Source organism: Xanthomonas sp. NCPPB 4037, from assembly GCF_041475695.2.
GTDB lineage: Bacteria > Pseudomonadota > Gammaproteobacteria > Xanthomonadales > Xanthomonadaceae > Xanthomonas > Xanthomonas campestris.
Window position 1 is genome coordinate 4,280,530 of the sequence record NZ_CM191261.1, and the last position, 15,908, is coordinate 4,296,437.

Genomic DNA, 15,908 nt, shown 5'->3' on the forward strand with positions numbered 1-15,908 from the left:
AAGTCTGCCTCAAACAAAGACAGCTTGCCGCCTCGCCCCGGCGGCAGGATCCTGCCCGGCATGAATGACGATGCATTGCACTGGCTCTTGATCGCGGGCGTGTTCCTGCTGGCTGGCGGGGTCAAGGGTGTGGCCGGCATGGGCCTGCCGACCGTGGCCATGGGCCTGCTCGGGCTGTGGCTGCCACCCAGCCAGGCCGCCGCGTTGTTGGTGCTGCCTTCGCTGGTGACGAATCTGCAGCAGGCCTGGGGGCCGGCACCGGGTGCACTGTTGCGGCGACTATGGCCCCTGCTGGCACTGATGAGCGTGGGCACCTGGCTAACTGCCGGGTTGATCATCGGTGGCGACCCGCGCACCCTGCGTGCCGCGCTCGGCGTGTTGTTGGTGGCTTATGCGTTGCTGGGGCTTTCCCGCTGGCAGTGGACGTTGCCACCACGCCATGAACGCTGGGCCAGCCCATTGACCGGCCTGATCAGCGGCCTGCTCAACGGCGCCATTGGCGTGGTGGTGCTGCCGATAGCGCCGTATTTCGCCGCGCTGGGGTTGCCACGCGAACTGTTGATCCGCGCACTGGCCACCTGTTTTGGTACCGCAACGCTTGCCCTGGCCATCGCGCTGGTCTGGCAGGGCGGCGTGCCGCTATCGGCGGGCGTGCCGTCGCTACTGGCGCTGCTGCCAACAGCGCTGGGCGTGTGGGCCGGCACCCGGGTGCGGCGACGCATCTCCACCGAGATGTTCCGGCGCGTGTTCTTCGGCACTTTGCTGCTGCTCGGCCTGCAGGCCTGCTGGCAGGCGCTGACCTGATCTGCTGCGAACAGTCGGTGCGTGCATGTATCGCTAACCGATGCGCCGCCTCAAAAACAAACGCCACCGACAAGCGGTGGCGTTGCTCACCCATCAATGACGCAGGCAATCAGTCAGCCCAGCGACCCGGTGCCGTCGATTGCGGCAGCACCTGCGCCGACAGCGGCTGGTCCTTGGACAACAACCCCAGCGCATCGGCCAGGATGGCCGCCGATTCGTGCAGCAGGGGATCCGGACGCTTTTCAGCGGCCTTCTCGCGTGCGGTGTCCTTGACGATGTCGCGCTCGTTGCCGGTCAGGCCGTCGTCGCTGTCGTCGGCCAGCGGGTCCAGCGGCAGACCCAGCTGCTTGCGCACCTGCTGGCGGTCCTTGCGCTGCTGATCCTGCTTCTGCCGTTCGGCCACGCGCTCGGCTTCGTTCAACGAAATGTACTTCTTGGCCTTCTCGTCACGGAACTGCTTGACGTCCTCTTCCCACCACTGGAATTCCTTGTCGCTGGCGATGCGCGTGGCGTGCAAGGTCTGCAGCTTTGGCAGCAGCGGGGCGAAGTTGCCGTACTGGGTGTGCGGCACGGCGGCAATGCGCGTCCACGGCAGCGCGTTGTCGTAGGTGCTTTCGCCGAATTCGGTGGCATCCACGCTGGCCGGGAATGCGATGTCCGGCACCACGCCCTTGTGCTGGGTGCTGGAGCCGCTGACGCGGAAGAACTGCGCAATGGTCAGCTTGACCTGCCCATAACGCTGCCCTTCGGCGGCCGGCCAGCGGTCCAGGTCAACGATGTTCTGCACCGTGCCCTTGCCGAAGGTGGTTTCACCAATGACCAGGCCGCGGCCGTAGTCCTGGATGGCACCAGCAAAAATTTCCGACGCCGAAGCCGAGCCGCGGTTGATCAGCACGCCCAGCGGGCCATCCCAGGCCACCTTCGGGTTGCTGTCGCCATTGACGGTGACCCGGCCACCGGATTCGCGCACCTGCACCACCGGGCCCTGCTCGATAAACAGCCCGGTGAGCTCGATCGCTTCGTCCAGCGAACCGCCACCGTTGTTGCGTAGATCCAGCACCACGCCGTCGACCTTGTCGGACTTGAAGCCCGCCAGCAGCTTGGCGACATCTCGGGTGGCCGAGGCATAGTCGGCCGCGTTACGGCGACGGCCTTCGAAATCCTGGTAGAAGCCCGGCAGTTTGATGATGCCAATCCGGCGCTGCGGCACGTCGCCACTGGCCGGCAGCGTGATGGTCTCGCCCTTGGCGGCCTGTTCGGCCAGGCGCACCTTCTGACGCGTCAGAGTTACGGTGCGGTGCGTGCCGTCGATGCCCAGCTCGGCCGGAATGTACTCCAGGCGCACCTGGGTGTCCTTGCTGCCGCGGATCTTGGCCACCACGTCATCGATGCGCCAGCCGATCACATCTTCGATGGCGCCGCTCTTGGCCTGGCCAACGCCAACGATGCGGTCGCCCGGCTTGAGCGTGCCGTCCACCGCGGCCGGACCACCCGGGATCACCTCGCGGATCACCACCATGTCGTCCTGCTTCTGCAGCTGCGCGCCGATGCCTTCCAGCGACAGCGACATCTGCTGATTGAAGGTTTCGGCCGTGCGCGGCGTGAAGTAATCGGTGTGCGGGTCAACTGCATTGGTATAAGCGTTGAGGAAGAACTGGAACGCGTCTTCTCCCTTCAGTTCATTGACCGAATCGGCCAGCGTGGCATAGCGCTTGTCCAGCGTCTTGCGGATGTCGTCCGACTTCTTGCCGGCCAGCTTCAGGCGCAGCCAGTCGTTCATCACCGACTGCCGCCACAGCACGTCCAGTTGCTTGTCGTCGGCCGCCCATGGCACGTCCTTGCGGTCGTACTCGAACTTCTCGCTGCCAGTGAAATCGAAATCCTGCTTGAGCAGTTCGCGCGCGTATTTGACGCGCTGATCGACACGCTTCTTGTAGACCGAAAACACCTGGAACGCCGGCTCCAGATTGCCGCCGCGCAGCGCGTCACCGACGCCGGCCTGCAGCGGCGCGAACGCATCCACATCGGCCTGGGTGAAGAATTGCTTGCCGCCGTCCAGCGTCTCCAGATACCGCTTGAAGACGTCCTTGGACATCGCCTCGTCGAGGGTACGCGGGCGATACGCATACCGGCTGTCCGAGAGCAGCCCGTAGACCAGTTTGGTCGCCGTCGCCTGTTCGGGCGTGGCCGCGGCAGGCAGCGCCGTGTCCGCACGCGCCAGCAATGCCATCGGAGTGGTGAGCACCAGTGCCAGCAGGCCGGCCTTCAGGGACGCAGAAACGTTGTAGGTCATCGAATGGCTCTCGGCACGGGGCCGATGAAAGAAGGGCTGTGATCGGATGTGACAGCATGACAGTGCCGAAAGTTGCTGGCGTTGTCATCCGCTGGCTGAATCAGCCTAGCTCCGGGCATGTAGCAGATTGTGAACGCGCCCGTACCCTCGGCGCGCTGGCCCGGATACGACACGGCCCCGCGCACTGCGCAGGGCCGTGATGCACACACCAATGCGGTTGGGCTCAGGCGGCGACGCCGGCACCGGCAGCCTGGCGGTCGGCGTGGTACGAAGAACGCACCATCGGGCCGGACGCCACATGGCTGAAGCCCAGCGCATTGCCGTAGTCCTCCAGCGCCTTGTATTCCTCCGGCGTCCAGTAGCGCATCACCGGGTGGTGGTGCGGCGTGGGCTGCAGATACTGCCCGATCGTGATCATGTCCACATCGTGCGCACGCAGATCGCGCAGGGTGGCCTGCACCTGCTCCATCGTTTCGCCCAGGCCGAGCATGATGCCGGACTTGGTGGCGATGGTCGGGTGCTGCGCCTTGAAGCGCTGCAGCAGCGTCAGCGACCACTGGTAATCGGCACCGGGGCGCACGTTCGGGTACAGGTCCGGCACGGTTTCGATGTTGTGGTTGAACACGTCCGGCGGGCTGGTGGCCAGGATCTCCAGCGCGCGGTCCATGCGGCCCTTGCCACGGAAGTCCGGGGTCAGGATCTCGATCCGGGTCTTGGGCGCGCTGGCGCGGATCGCCGAGATGCAGTCGACGAAGTGCTGGGCACCCCCGTCGCGAAGGTCGTCGCGGTCCACGCTGGTCACCACCACGTACTTCAGGCCCATGTCGGCCACGGTGGTGGCCAGGCTGGCCGGCTCGCTCGCATCCGGCGGCTTGGGCCGGCCATGCGCCACGTCGCAGAACGAGCAGCGCCGCGTGCACACCTCACCCAGGATCATGAAGGTGGCGGTGCCGTGGCTGAAGCACTCGTGGATGTTCGGGCAGCTGGCTTCTTCGCAGACCGTGACCAGGCGGTTTTCACGCAGCTTGGCCTTGAGGTTCTGCACCGCGTTGCCGGACGGGATCCGTACCCGGATCCACGACGGCTTGCGCAGCACCGGCGCGTCGACGAACTGCACCGGCGAGCGGTTGATCTTGTCGCCACCGATCTGCTTGACGCCGGTCTGCAGCGACGCAGGTGCGGCAGTGTCGCCGGAGACGACCTGCAAGGGAATGGAACGGGCGATAGGCTGGGTCATGACGGTACGGGCGCTCAGGCCGGAAGCGAAAGGTCGGGCAATGCGGAGGTGGGCTGCAACACGAGGCCGAACTGGCGCGCCAGCTGGTCGAGCAGCACCGCCTTGACGGCGTCCATCCCGGAGGGGCCGCCCAAGTCTAGCACCGAGGTCACCTGCAGACCCTGGTAGCCACACGGGTTGATGCGGTGGAACGGTTCCAGGTCCATCGCCACGTTGAACGACAGCCCATGGAAGGTACAGCCGCGGCGTACGCGGATGCCGAGCGCGGCGATCTTCGCCCCGCCCACATACACGCCAGGCGCGCCATCGCGGCGCTCGGCCACAATGTTCCACTCGTCCAGCGTATCGATCAGCGCCTGCTCGATCTTGCACACATAGTCGCGCACACCGATCTTGAGCCGGCGCAGATCCAGCAGCGGATACACCACCAGCTGGCCAGGGCCGTGGTAGGTCACCTGCCCGCCGCGATCCACTTGCAGCACCGGAATCTCGCCCGGAGCCAGAACATGCTCGGGCTTGCCGGCCTGCCCCAGGGTAAACACCGGCGCATGCTCGACTACCCACAGCTCCTCGCCGGTGTGCTCGTCACGTGTATCGGTGAAACGCTGCATTGCACGCCAGACCGGGGCGTAGTCCTGCATGCCCAGGTCGCGGACCTGCGCCGGCAAGGGCAACACCGGGGCCACGACAGGCTCGGCCGCTACAGCGTCCACTTCACTTCCGGATGCTCCCGCAGCGCTTGATGCGCGGCGTCGAACTGCTCGCGGGTGTCGGCCCGAAAGCCGATCCGGACCGAGACGTATTTGCCACTGGAGGAGTGCTTCCAGCTGATGCTTTCTTCCAGCAGTTCAACGCCGGTGGCGGCAAGCAGGCGCGGGAGTTCGGTTTCCAGCCCGCGCTCGGCCGTGCCCATGGCGCTGAGCTCGAAGGTGCCGGGAAACTGGAAGCCGTGATCGGGGTTGTCGGAGCTGATTTCCATCCGCCCATTATCGGGCCGCCTGGCGGCAAACCCAACCCCGCCGGCCCCGCTGAGCGAGTTTCGCAATCCCGCTTGCATGCCATTGCGGAGATTGGTCTGCCAGAGCGAACACATCTATCCAGTCCTGATGCTTGTGGCATGGGTATCCACCTCCACCTTTGCGTCATTAGCCCATGTTCACGCGGCGCAGCAGTGGCCGCAGGCACCTTTGCCGCATCCTGTCCCTCTTGCTCCGGGTCCTCCATGCTCCGACCGCGCGCGCTGTCCGCTGCCTTGTTGCTTTCCCTCACCGGCTTGGCGCTGCCCGCGCTGGCGGCCGACCAGTGCGATTCCAGCCGACTGGGTCGTACGCCGCCGGCAGTGAATTTCCGGGTCGACAACGACCTGTTCGGTGGCGAAGACCAGGACCAGGGCTATTCCAACGGCGCGTTGCTGACGCTGGTTTCGCCGAACCTGGTCGACTACACCGACGACCCTTGTCTGCCGCGCACTGCGCGCTGGGTCAACAGCTATCTGGAGCGCCTGCACCCGGGCGAGTTCGATCAGCAGAACATGGTGTTCTCGGTCGGCCAGGCGATCTTTACCCCGACCGACTACACCCGCCGCGACGTGATTCCGGACGACCGCCCGTACGCGGGCATCCTGCTCGCCAGCTTCGGCTACAACGCGCGTAACGACGCGCATCTGCGTACCACGCAGCTGCAGATCGGCGTGGTCGGCCCGTGGGCCTTCGCGCAGGAAGCGCAGGACGCCATCCACGACGCGCTGGGCGACGAGAAATTCCAGGGCTGGGACAACCAGCTGCACAACGAGCTGCTGATCAACCTCGTGCACGAGCGCATGCGCCGCTGGCCAGGCGACGCCACGGTCAACGCCGACGGCTGGGGCTGGGACGCGATTTCGCATTGGGGCGGGTCGCTGGGCAACATGTCGACCCATCTCAATGCCGGCGGCGAAGTGCGCTTCGGCTGGAAGCTGCCGGATGACTTCGGCAGCACGCCTACCCGCCCGGCCGGCGAGAACACCGCACCCAGCCGCCTGGGCCGCGCGAGTGGCTGGTCCGGGCATCTGTTCCTGACCACCGATGCGCGCTGGGTGATCCGCGACATCACCCTGGACGGCAACACCTTCCGCAACAGCCACAGCGTGGACAAGCGCCCGTTCGTCGGCGATGTCGGCTACGGTCTGGCGGTGATGTACGGCCGCTGGAAGTTCGCCATCGCCCGCTACCACCGCACCCGCGAGTTCGAGACCCAGCGCGAGACCCCGGTGTATGGCAGTTTCACGATCAGCCGGATGCTTTGAGGGCTGGGAATAGAGAATCGGGAATCGGGAATCGGGAATGGGAACAGCAGGAGCGGCGCGCCGCTTTTGCGATTCCCGATTCCCCACTCCCGATTCAACAAAAAAGCCGGCTTTCGCCGGCTTTTTTTGTTATTCGGATTCCCACCACATCCAGAAGGCATCCCAGAGGCGCTTGAAGAACCCGCCCTCTTCCACCGCGTTGATCGCCACCAGCGGTGCCTGCGCGATGACCTTGCCTTCCAGGCTGACCTTGACGGTGCCGACCTGCTGGCCCTTCTTGATCGGCGCCTGCAGGTTCTTGGCCACTTCCATGCTGGGCTTGAGGTCGTTGTAGCGGCCGCGCTGCAGGCTGACCAGCAGCGGCTGGGCCACGCCCAGTTGTACTTCGTCCTGCTCGCCCTTCCAGACCTTCTGCTTGGTCACGACCTTGCCCGGTGCGTACAGGCTGTGGGTCTCGAAGAAGCGGAAGCCCCAGTTGAGCAGCGCCAGGCTGTCATCGGCGCGTTGGCGCTCGGAGGTGTCGCCCATGACCACGGCCACCAGCCGCTGGTCGCCACGCTTGGCCGAGCTGAGCAGGCAGTAGCCGGCTTCGGAGGTGTGGCCGGTCTTGATGCCGTCCACGGCCGGGTCGCGCCACAACAGCAGATTGCGGTTGTTCTGCTTGATGGTGCCGACCTGGAACTCCTTGATCTTGTTGTAGGCGTAGGTCTCGGGGTAATCGCGCACCATCGCACGGCCGAGCATGGCCAGATCGTAGGCGCTGGAATGGTGGCCCTCGGCGCTCAACCCATGTGCGTTGACGAAGTAGGAGTTCTTCATGCCGATCTTGGCGGCATAGCTGTTCATCAGCGAGGCGAAGGCTTCTTCGCTGCCGGCGACATGCTCGGCCAGCGCAATCGCGGCATCGTTGCCGGACTGGATCGCCATGCCCTTTTCCATGTCTTCCAGACGCGCGGTCTGGTTGACCGGGAAGCCGCTGTAGCTGCCGTCGGTACCGGCACCGCCCTCGCGCCAGGCGCGCTCGCTCATCATGACCTGGTCGTCGCGGCTGATCTTGCCGTTCTTGATCTCGGCCGCCACCACGTAGGAGGTCATCACCTTGGTGATGCTGGCCGGCGCCAGTTCCTGGTGGATGTTCTCACCGGCGAGCACCTGCCCGGTGGCGTAGTCCATCAGGATCCAGGACTTGGACACGGCCGGTGCCGGTGCCGGCGGAACCGGCAATGCCGCCGGAGCGGTCGGCGCGGCAGCGGCGGGGGTCGGCTGCGGCGCAGGGGTCTGTGCGCAGACCAGGCCGAACGCGAACGTGGCCACGGCAGCGGCGGCGAAGCGGAATTTCATTGAAGAACGACTCCTGACGGGCCCGAAGGCTGGGTAATACGAAATTGTAAGGGGCCACAGCGATCAGGGCGATGCGCACCGGCGTCGCGCCTGACCGAAGTTCAGCCCCGCTCAGGCGCGCAGGGCGCTCAGTTGGCCACGATTTGCGGGCGGCCAAAGCCCAGCCCGGCAATGCGCTGCGCGATTTCCGAGGCATTGGCGTGGTCGCGTGCGTTCACGCGTAGGCGCCACAGGGTGCGCCCGCCGCTGACGATGTCGCTGACGCTGGCACCGGCAATGCCGGCCGAGGCCAGCTGCGACAGCGCGCGGTTGGCGTTCTCGCGGCTGGCGAAGCTGGCGACCTGCAACAGGATGTCGCCCAGCGCGGCTTCGGCGGCGGTCGGCGGCTTGGCAACGACGACCGGAGCGGCGGGAGGCGGCGCTGGCGGAGCATCCGGCGTCCTGGCCACCGCCACCGTGGTTGCCACGGCGGCGGCAGCGACCGGGCGCGGCGTGGCCGCTGTCGGTTTGCCGGTGGCCACGCGCACACCTTGCGACTTCATCCACGCATCGAAATTGTCGGCATTACCGGGCTGCCGCGAATCGGCCACCCGGTAACGCCAGCGCTCGCCCATCGGCACCGGCGCGGCGGCCGTGCCGGTGGCGGGCGCACGCGCTGGGGTGCCGCGGGCGGGCAGCTGCTGCACCAGGCTGTCGATCTGGCTGCTGGCAGCCGGTTTGGCCGCGGCCACGGTGGCGATCGGCGCGATGCCGCTGCGACGCTTGGCCAGCAGATTGGCGTTGTCGGCCTCGGTCAGGCCGCGTACCTCGACATTACCGGTGCCCTTGCCGGTGATGCCCAGCTTCACCGCAGCGGCGTAACTCAGGTCGATGACCCGGCCATCGTGGAACGGGCCGCGGTCATTGACGCGCACCACCACCGAGTCGCCGGTGTCGGTATTGGTCACCAGCGCGAAGCTGGGCAGCGGCAGGGTCTTGTGCGCAGCGGTGAAGGCGTACATGTCGTACACCTCCTTGTTGGAGGTCAGCCGGCCGTGGAACTTGCTGCCGTAGTACGAGGCGGTGCCGCGTTCGACATAGTCGCCGGGGTTGTCCATCACCACGTAGCGCTTGCCCAGCACTTCATACGGCGAGCGATTTCCCACCGCCGAGCGCGGCTCGTTGCTGACCAGCGGCTCGGGAATGCAGGCCACGTTGGGCACGTGGTCCGGGGTGGAGTCCTTGACGCCGGGTTTGTACAGGCCGCCGGCGGTGTAGTCGCCGCGCGTGGAGGGGTCTTCCTTGGCGGCGGCGTACGGCGAGGTGGACGGGCAGCCGGTGGCGACATGCGCCGGCCCCTTGCCCTCTACCTTGATGCCCTTGATCGCGCCATTGCCGGCGCTACCGGCGGTTTTCTTCGGTGCACTGCTACAGGCCGCCAGCCCGAGCATCAATGCCATCGGGATCAGCCACTTGGGACCTGTGCTGCTGTTCATGCCGGGGGTAACTCCTTGCCGGCGATGGCCTCGGACAGCTGGAACACGGCCATCGCATACATCTTGGAAATGTTGTATCGGGTGATCGCGTAGAAATTCTGGAAGCCCAACCAGTACTGCTTGCCGTTGGCATCGTCCAGCGTGATCGGCGTGGCGGTGCTGCCGGCAACCACCGGCGCGTTGGGCTGGTAGCCGCGCGCGGATAGATCGGCCAGCGTGTACACCGGCGACCAGTCGGTGGGGTTGAACTCCTCGCGCCCCGCAGCCAACGTGGCCGGCACCGCGACCTGACCATCGCGCACCCAGCCGCCCTTCTTGACGAAATAATTGGCGATCGAAGCGAAGACGTCGTTGTGATCGGTGAACAGATTGCGCTTGCCGTCGGCATCGCCGTCGACCGCGAACTGGCGGTAGCTGGACGGCATGAACTGGCCCATGCCCATGGCGCCGGCATAGCTGCCGATCAGGCTGGTGACGTCGAGTTGCTCTTCCTTGCCGAGTGCGAACAGCTGGCCGAGTTCATCGCGGAAGAACAGCTCGCGGCGCACTTCACGTTCGAGCTTGGCCGGGTCGCCGCTGCGCGGGTAGCGGAAGGCCAGCGTGTACAGCGCGTCCAGCACACGGTATTTGCCGGCGTTGCTGCCGTAGCTGGTTTCCACCCCGATGATGGCCACAATCACCTGCGCTGGAACACCGGTGGCGGCTTCGACTTTGCTCAGCTCGGCGCGATGCTCGGCCAGGAACTTGCGGCCGCCGTCGATGCGCGCCTGGGTGATGAACATCGGCCGGTATTCGTTCCACGGCTTGACCCGCTCGGCCGGGCGCGACATCGCGGTGACGATCGCATCCTTGAATTGGGCTTGTGCCAGCACCGCTTCGATCTGCGCCGCGTCGATGCCGTACTTGGCCGAGGTGTCACGCACGAAGTTGGCGCGTGCGATCTCGAACGGCACCGGGGTCAGGTCCACCGGCGGCAAGGCCGGCGCTTCGGCCGCCGCACTGGCGGGCGAAGCCGGAGCAAGCGGCGGCTTGGCCGGCGGCGCGCTGGCGGCCGGCGGCGCAGGTGGAGGGCTGGGCTGGGTCGCGCAAGCGACTAGGCCGAGGGTGAGCAGGCAGGTCAGTGTGCGTCGAATCATCGGCCGAGGGTAACAGAGACCAGATGAACTTCTGGCAATAAGGCCATGAAACGCAAGAACTTTAGGTCTTGTCAAGGCAGGGCGCAGCACTGGCACACCTCGCTGCGACTGCAGGCGAGCGGTCATGGGCATGGACGAACTGGGAAAGCGAACAAATGGGCCTGGTTGCTGCGAATGCCGGTCGCGGCTGCCGCGTGCGGCGTCTGGCATCACCCTGCCCCGTACATCACCAGGTGCGGCCAGCTCCCGGGCGTACCTGGCTGGGCTACATCGTCTGAAAGCAGTACGTCCAGGCAGGGCGGCGTGCCGCCGGCCGGTTGCACAATCCCCGTGACCCGGCCGCGGCTTGTCCGATTACAACGCAGGAAAGTGCGGTGCGCTTGAGCAGGTCGGGATGCTGCCGGCAAGCTGCACGGCGCTGGTGGTGACATTGGTGCCGGTCGGCACGAGCTCGCTGTTGCTCAGCCCGATCCGCGCATTGCTGGCGGTGACGGCCTTGTTGCCTGTCGCGACATTGGCAAGCACCAGGTCCAGCGGTGTCTGCGCGTTATAGCCTTCCAGGATCCAGCCCTTGCCCTTGAGGCCCGCATCGCCGGTGGTCCGCAAGCCATCGACAACGATCTGGCTGAAGGTGGGCGCGGTGCCGCTGCCGCCGCTGGAATAGAACGGGTTGATCACCAGTGGGCTGGTGACGCCGTACAGGCAGGTATTGCGATAGGTAATCAGACTGACCGGGCCACCCTTGGTAATGCTGGTCTTGATGCGCAGACCGTTGTTGTCGGTGCTGCGGTTGCCGGCATCGTCGCTGGCGGTGATGGCAGTGGAATCGACCAACACATTGCTGACGCCGGACATCACCTCGCTGCCAATCGAGATGCCGTGCGTGCCGTAGCAACGATTGTTGCGCAAGGTGATGTTGCCGGACTTGGAGGCGATGGTCTTGATCGCCACGCAATCGTCACCGCCCATCACATCGTTATCGAATACGGTGGCGTTGACCACGCTATCCAGGTCCAGACCATCGGTGTTGGGGCTGGTCGCCGGCGACTTCACCCGCGTGCCCCAGATGGTCAGGCCATCGACGATATGCGCGAAGAAATGGAAGTACGCCGCATTGATCAGATTGACGTTGTAGAGCGTAAACGCGCTGGAATTCTGCACCTTGATCAGGTCCGGGCTGTTCTGCACCTGGTTGGCCTTCTTGGCGTTCTCGCCGAACTCCCACCACGTGGTGCTCTTGCCGAGCATAGTCAGATCACCACGGCCATCGATGGTGCCCTGGCGCCCACCGATGCGCACACCCATCACACCGGACCTGGCGCCCTTGACGCTGATCAACGGCAGGCATCCGCCACTCTTGGAACCGGCCGTGCCGCAGCCACTGCCGTAATCGGCGGGGTTACGCGAGCCGTACACGGTGACGCCCTGATCGACCACCAACGTCACGCCAGTAGGAATCGACAGCGGCCCGGTCAGGAAGGCGTTGCCCGCGCCCGCCGTCAGCAGCACGCTGCCGTTCTTCCCCGCACACGCGGTCAGTGCGGCCTGGATATTTTTGGTATCGGGCGGCGCACTTTCCAATGCCGCCGCGAACTGGCGCGTGCTAGCCGTGTGCTCGGCCTTTACCGCCTGGCAGGTCGCCGGAATACCAGGCTCGGAGACCGCACGGCTATCACCGGTTGCCTGGGTGATGGCGCTCGCCTGTGAGGCAAGCGAAAGACAAAGACCGCCGATGGCGGCAGCAAGCAGTTTCATGACGTAGTCACCCGAAGAAGAAGAGACGCATGCCGTTCGAGTGCGACGCAGCACCCAGGGAACCAATACGGTGAATGGTGCACTCTACGGCGCGTCGACCGGGGGCGATGACAGCGCGCGAACCGGCTGCCGCCCGAACGAAGCGGCACTGCGCCGATGTGTCTGGTTGCGATGCAAGGCGCAAACATGTGCACGGTCCGCATGCTGTCAACTGCGCGACATCACCGTGTCGCATGCAACACGGCGTTGCTGCACAGCGCACTGCAAGCATTGCTCAACCGCAGGATGTTGGACCGCATGAGGCCGCGCTGTGCATTAGGCGGGTCACCACGTGCGCATGAGCCATGCGTGACCTGCACGCCGCACTCATACACATGGCACGCGCTGCTGCGCGTAACCCACAGCCTCAGTACCCGTGCACCGGTCGGTGCGATTTCACCGCCATCACCAGGCCCAGCCCTGCTAGCAGCGAGACGGCCGAGGTGCCGCCGTAGCTCATCAGCGGCATCGGCACACCGACCACCGGCAGCAGGCCGGAGATCATGCCGCCGTTGACCAGCACGTAGACGAAGAACGCTAGGCCGGTGGCGCCGGCGATCAGGCGCGAATAGGTGTCGCGTGCCTGCGAGGCGATCCACAGGCAGCGGCCGATCACTACCAGGTAGAGCGTCAGCACCGTGGCCACGCCGATCCAGCCGAATTCCTCGCTGAGCACCGAGAACGCAAAGTCGGTGGTCTGTTCGGGGATGAAGTTCAGGTGCGACTGCGAGCCCAGGCCCCAGCCCTTGCCGTCCAACCCACCAGACCCAATCGCGATCTTGGACTGGATGATGTTCCAGCCGGCGCCGAGCGCATCGTTTTCCGGGTTGAGGAACATCATGATGCGGTCCTTCTGGTACGGCCGCAGCAGCCAGAACCAGGCCACCGGCGCCGCGGCCGAGACGCCGCCGACGCCCACCGCCACCCACCACCACGGCAGGCCGGCCAGCAGCAGCACGAACACGCCGCTGGCGGCGATCAGCACGCCGGTGCCGAAGTCCGGCTGCAACATGATCAAGGCGGTAGGCACGCCGATGATCACGCAGGTGACCAGCACGGTGGAAATGCGCGGCGGCAATGGCATGCGATGCAGATACCAGGCCGCCATCATCGGCAGGCTGATCTTGAGCAGCTCGGCCGGCTGCAGGTAGAATAGCTTGAGATCCAGCCACTGGCGGCCGTATTTACCGGTACCCAGCGCGAACACCGCCAGCAGCGGCAGCATCGACAAGCCATACACCCACGGCGTCCAGGCGCGCAGGCGCAGCACCGACATGCGCGAGATGCCCCACATTGCCGCCGCGCCGATGGCAAAGCGCACGCCCTGCGCCATCACCAGATGATCGCCGTTGGCGGTGCCGCCGGCGCTCTTGAGCACCGACAGGCCGATCACCATCAGCGCGGCCAGCGCCAGGCACAGCACCCAGTCCAGGCTGCGGGCGAAGCGTGCGGCCAGGTCCACCAGCCAGCGCAGGATGTCGCTCACCGGTCGGTCTCCGAGACAGTGTCCGGCACGTCCGGAATCACCGGTTGCGCGGGGCGGTTGGGATCCAGGGCCACGGCCACCTGGCCGATCACCACCGGCAATTCGTCCAGCGCCGCAGCGGCGGTATCGCCTTGCTGGCGCGCATCGGTGGCGCCGGCCTCGAACTGGTTCACGCCGACCGCGGTCATGCCCAGCTCGCTATCCAGCGGCTCCAGGCCTTCGGGCAACTTGCCGAGCAGCCAGGCATCGAAGATCTTGCGCGCGATCGGCGCGGCCGAACTGGTGCCGAAACCGCCACCTTCCACCGCCACCGCGACGGCGATGACCGGGTTGTCGGCAGGGGCGAAGCCCACGAACAGGCCGCGGTGGCGCAGATGCAAGGGCAGGCTGCGCGGGTCCACGGCGGCCACGCCGCGGCGGCTGACCACCTGCGCGGTGCCGGTCTTGCCGGCCATCTGGTACGGCGCGCCGGGGGTGATCGCATAGCCGGTGCCGCCCGGGCGCATGGTGTCCATCATGCCCTCGCGCACCACCTGCAGATGGGCGGCATTGGCGCTGATCGGCTTGCCCGGCGGCTGGATCATCGGCTGCCAGGGGTGGTCGAACCCGGTGCGTTCTTCCAGCACCAGGTGCGGGCGCAGCAACAGGCCGCCGGCAATGGCCGAGACCCCGCGCACCAGCTGCAGCGGCGTCACTTTCCAGTCGCCCTGGCCGATGGCGATGTTGACCGTATCGCCCGGGTACCAGCGCTCCTTGCGGGTCTTGTACTTGTAGGCGGGCGACGGCAGGATGCCGCCGATTTCGCCCAGCAGGTCCACCCCGGTGGGCTGGCCGAAGCCGTATTCGCCCATGTAGTGGTCGAAGCGGTCGATGCCCATGTCCACCGCCAGGCGGTAGTAATAGGTATTGACCGACTGGGCGATCGACTTGCGCAGATCGGTCCAGCCATGCCCGCCACGGTGTGAATCACCCCAGCCCCGGCTGACGCCCGGCAGATAGAACATGCCGGTGGAGAGCACGCGGTCTTCGGGGCGGCGCAGCCCGCTATCCAGACCGGCCAGAGCGATCAACGGCTTGAGCGTGGAGCCCGGTGCCACACCACCGAGCACCAGCCGGTTGAACTGCGGCCGCGAGGGGTTGTCGTTGAGTGCCTTGAAGTCGGTATGCGAGATGCCGTTGACGAACAGGTTGGGGTCGTAGCTGGGCAGGCTGACCATGCCCAGGATCTCGCCGGTGCGCGGGTCCATCGCGATCGCCGCACCTTCGTGTTCGCCGAACGCGGCCACCATCGCGCGCTGCAGGTCGGCATCGACCGACAGGCGCAGGTCTGCGCCAGATTGCGGCGCCACCCGGCCCACCGTGCGGATCGCCCGGCCCTGCACGTTGGTTTCCACTTGCTCGTAGCCCACCTGGCCGCGCAGGTCCTGTTCGTAATAGCGCTCCAGCCCGGACTTGCCCATGTGGGTGAGCGCGGCATTGCCCTCGCCCAGCACCGCCAGGTCTTTTTCGTCGATACGCCCGACGTAGCCGATGATGTGCGCAAACAGCGGCCCGTACGGGTAGCGCCGGGTCAGGTACGGCTCCAGCTCCACGCCGGGGAAGCGCCAGCGCTCCACCGCGAAGCGCGCCATCTCCTCATCGCTCATGCGCAGCTTCAGGGTGACCGGCAAGAAGCTGCGGCGGGCCTTGCGCTCGCGGTTGAAGCGCTCCAGGTCCTCGGGCGCGATCGGGATCACCTTGCCGAGCGCGGCCAGCATGGTCTCCATGTCCTCGACCTTGTCCGGGGTCACGTCCAGGCGGAACGCCGGCACGTTCTCGGCCAGCAGCCGGCCGTTGCGGTCGTAGATCATGCCGCGCCCGGGGACCACCGGACGCGGCTTGATGCGGTTGGCCTCCGACCGGGTGGCATAGACCTCGTGGTCGAGCACCTGCAGCTTGAAGTACCAGCCGCCCAGCCCGACCAGGCACAGCACCACCATCACAAAGCCCAGCACCGCGCGGCGGCGGAACTGTTCGGCCTCCGCATGCGGATTCTTGGGGTGGCGACGCCCGTGCATG

At 66.2% G+C, this 15,908-nt stretch carries 12 protein-coding genes; 2 read left to right on the forward strand and 10 right to left on the reverse strand.

What is annotated here, in order from left to right; translation table 11 throughout:
- Nucleotides 1–60 precede the first annotated feature (60 nt).
- Nucleotides 61–804 (forward strand): sulfite exporter TauE/SafE family protein, encoded by a 744-nt coding sequence (locus ACCQ01_RS18825; protein WP_228431338.1) that lies wholly within the window; start codon nt 61–63, stop codon nt 802–804.
- Nucleotides 805–913: 109 nt separating this feature from the next.
- On the opposite strand, the gene ACCQ01_RS18830 is transcribed toward ACCQ01_RS18825, so the two are convergent.
- The 4 genes from ACCQ01_RS18830 to ACCQ01_RS18845 form a co-directional block, all read right to left on the reverse strand.
- Nucleotides 914–3,097: a carboxy terminal-processing peptidase gene (locus ACCQ01_RS18830; protein WP_011038548.1), complete on the reverse strand. Its 2,184-nt coding sequence runs from the start codon at nt 3,095–3,097 to the stop codon at nt 914–916.
- A gap of 223 nt (nt 3,098–3,320) precedes the next feature.
- Nucleotides 3,321–4,334, reverse strand: a complete 1,014-nt coding sequence (lipA, locus tag ACCQ01_RS18835; RefSeq protein WP_040940637.1) for a lipoyl synthase — start codon at nt 4,332–4,334, stop codon at nt 3,321–3,323.
- 14 nt (nt 4,335–4,348) lie between these two features.
- Nucleotides 4,349–5,047, reverse strand: coding sequence for a lipoyl(octanoyl) transferase LipB (gene lipB / locus ACCQ01_RS18840; protein ID WP_228431340.1), 699 nt, complete (start codon nt 5,045–5,047; stop codon nt 4,349–4,351).
- The gene (locus ACCQ01_RS18845) at nt 5,035–5,313 is read right to left on the reverse strand and encodes a YbeD family protein (protein WP_016944387.1); all 279 of its coding nucleotides are present in this window, start codon (nt 5,311–5,313) and stop codon (nt 5,035–5,037) included. The genes lipB and ACCQ01_RS18845 overlap by 13 nt, the downstream gene beginning before the upstream one ends.
- A gap of 243 nt (nt 5,314–5,556) precedes the next feature.
- Between ACCQ01_RS18845 and ACCQ01_RS18850 the strand changes: the two genes are divergently transcribed.
- Complete coding sequence (locus tag ACCQ01_RS18850) at nt 5,557–6,618, forward strand: lipid A deacylase LpxR family protein (protein WP_228431342.1); 1,062 nt, start codon at nt 5,557–5,559, stop codon at nt 6,616–6,618.
- 129 nt (nt 6,619–6,747) lie between these two features.
- Here ACCQ01_RS18850 and ACCQ01_RS18855 read toward each other — a convergent pair whose 3' ends face one another.
- The 6 genes from ACCQ01_RS18855 to mrdA form a co-directional block, all read right to left on the reverse strand.
- Entirely contained in the window at nt 6,748–7,959 is a 1,212-nt protein-coding gene (locus ACCQ01_RS18855) for a D-alanyl-D-alanine carboxypeptidase family protein (RefSeq protein WP_014509007.1), read from the reverse strand.
- Nucleotides 7,960–8,087: 128 nt separating this feature from the next.
- Nucleotides 8,088–9,434, reverse strand: a complete 1,347-nt coding sequence (locus ACCQ01_RS18860) for a septal ring lytic transglycosylase RlpA family protein (protein ID WP_228431344.1) — start codon at nt 9,432–9,434, stop codon at nt 8,088–8,090.
- The gene (gene mltB, locus ACCQ01_RS18865; RefSeq protein ID WP_228431346.1) at nt 9,431–10,570 is read right to left on the reverse strand and encodes a lytic murein transglycosylase B; all 1,140 of its coding nucleotides are present in this window, start codon (nt 10,568–10,570) and stop codon (nt 9,431–9,433) included. The genes ACCQ01_RS18860 and mltB overlap by 4 nt, the downstream gene beginning before the upstream one ends.
- 354 nt (nt 10,571–10,924) lie before the next feature.
- Nucleotides 10,925–12,325 carry a glycoside hydrolase family 28 protein gene (locus tag ACCQ01_RS18870; protein ID WP_228431348.1) on the reverse strand — a complete coding sequence of 467 codons (1,401 nt, stop codon included), beginning with the start codon at nt 12,323–12,325 and terminating at the stop codon, nt 10,925–10,927.
- Between the two features lie 406 nt (nt 12,326–12,731).
- The gene (gene rodA, locus ACCQ01_RS18875) at nt 12,732–13,850 is read right to left on the reverse strand and encodes a rod shape-determining protein RodA (RefSeq protein WP_042597087.1); all 1,119 of its coding nucleotides are present in this window, start codon (nt 13,848–13,850) and stop codon (nt 12,732–12,734) included.
- Nucleotides 13,847–15,907 (reverse strand): penicillin-binding protein 2, encoded by a 2,061-nt coding sequence (gene mrdA / locus ACCQ01_RS18880; RefSeq protein WP_115541047.1) that lies wholly within the window; start codon nt 15,905–15,907, stop codon nt 13,847–13,849. The genes rodA and mrdA overlap by 4 nt, the downstream gene beginning before the upstream one ends.
- Nucleotide 15,908: the final 1 nt, after the last annotated feature.

Coding starts and splice junctions, on each gene's coding strand:
- ACCQ01_RS18825 (WP_228431338.1), top strand. CDS start 61: ATGAATGACGATGCATTGCACTGGCTCTTGATCGCGGGCGTGTTCCTG.
- ACCQ01_RS18830 (WP_011038548.1), bottom strand. CDS start 3,097: ATGACCTACAACGTTTCTGCGTCCCTGAAGGCCGGCCTGCTGGCACTG.
- lipA (WP_040940637.1), bottom strand. CDS start 4,334: ATGACCCAGCCTATCGCCCGTTCCATTCCCTTGCAGGTCGTCTCCGGC.
- ACCQ01_RS18845 (WP_016944387.1), bottom strand. CDS start 5,313: ATGGAAATCAGCTCCGACAACCCCGATCACGGCTTCCAGTTTCCCGGC.
- ACCQ01_RS18850 (WP_228431342.1), top strand. CDS start 5,557: ATGCTCCGACCGCGCGCGCTGTCCGCTGCCTTGTTGCTTTCCCTCACC.
- ACCQ01_RS18855 (WP_014509007.1), bottom strand. CDS start 7,959: ATGAAATTCCGCTTCGCCGCCGCTGCCGTGGCCACGTTCGCGTTCGGC.
- ACCQ01_RS18860 (WP_228431344.1), bottom strand. CDS start 9,434: ATGAACAGCAGCACAGGTCCCAAGTGGCTGATCCCGATGGCATTGATG.
- mltB (WP_228431346.1), bottom strand. CDS start 10,570: ATGATTCGACGCACACTGACCTGCCTGCTCACCCTCGGCCTAGTCGCT.
- ACCQ01_RS18870 (WP_228431348.1), bottom strand. CDS start 12,325: ATGAAACTGCTTGCTGCCGCCATCGGCGGTCTTTGTCTTTCGCTTGCC.
- mrdA (WP_115541047.1), bottom strand. CDS start 15,907: ATGCACGGGCGTCGCCACCCCAAGAATCCGCATGCGGAGGCCGAACAG.